This window comes from Paenibacillus phytorum, assembly GCF_013141715.1.
Taxonomy (GTDB): Bacteria; Bacillota; Bacilli; order Paenibacillales; family NBRC-103111; genus Paenibacillus_E; species Paenibacillus_E phytorum.
The window spans coordinates 1-536 of the sequence record NZ_WHOA01000047.1 but is presented as its reverse complement, the minus strand read 5'-3'; the positions used below and the strand labels follow the sequence as shown (position 1 = coordinate 536).

Genomic DNA, 536 nt, shown 5'->3' with positions numbered 1-536 from the left:
AGCTCGTGTATTCGCAGGATTTCATCCCTATTGGATTCGATGGAAGAATGAAGAGGGTCAGGATTTGTTACGTTGAGCCTTTAGAAGGCGTGCGGGAATAGAGGTGGGGGCATCCGCACCTAATTATTTCCATATAATGCACGTATTCTCCACAGTGCCCTTAGCGATTTTCGCTCCCATGTCTCAACGGGTCAAAGCCCTTTCATTCCTTCGTTACACCTATCTAAGGGGTGGAGGTCGGTTTTTCTAACGGAACGGGTCTGAGCCCTTTTGCGTAACGTATCCCGATACTCCGTACTTTCTTTGTCATCCTGCGAATACGCCAACTTGCGTTAGTAATGCTTAGTTTTTTAAGCTGCCAATGCGAAGACTTTCTCTGGTTTATAAGCTTCCTCACTACGTGCCAGACCTACTAATAGTCGAGCCAACTTTCCGCATAACTTCATAATTGATTTCATTTTTTTTAGTTTTTTTACCTGAACATTATGTTGATGCAATGCCTTGAATTCATTGTTAGTCATAACCATACACATCGT

Annotated in this window: 1 pseudogene; it reads right to left on the bottom strand. The window is 43.3% G+C overall.

Going from position 1 to position 536, the window contains the following annotated elements:
* Nucleotides 1-350: 350 nt before the first annotated feature.
* Nucleotides 351-536 (bottom strand): annotated as a pseudogene (locus tag GC098_RS39520) (IS110 family RNA-guided transposase); the annotation flags it as partial.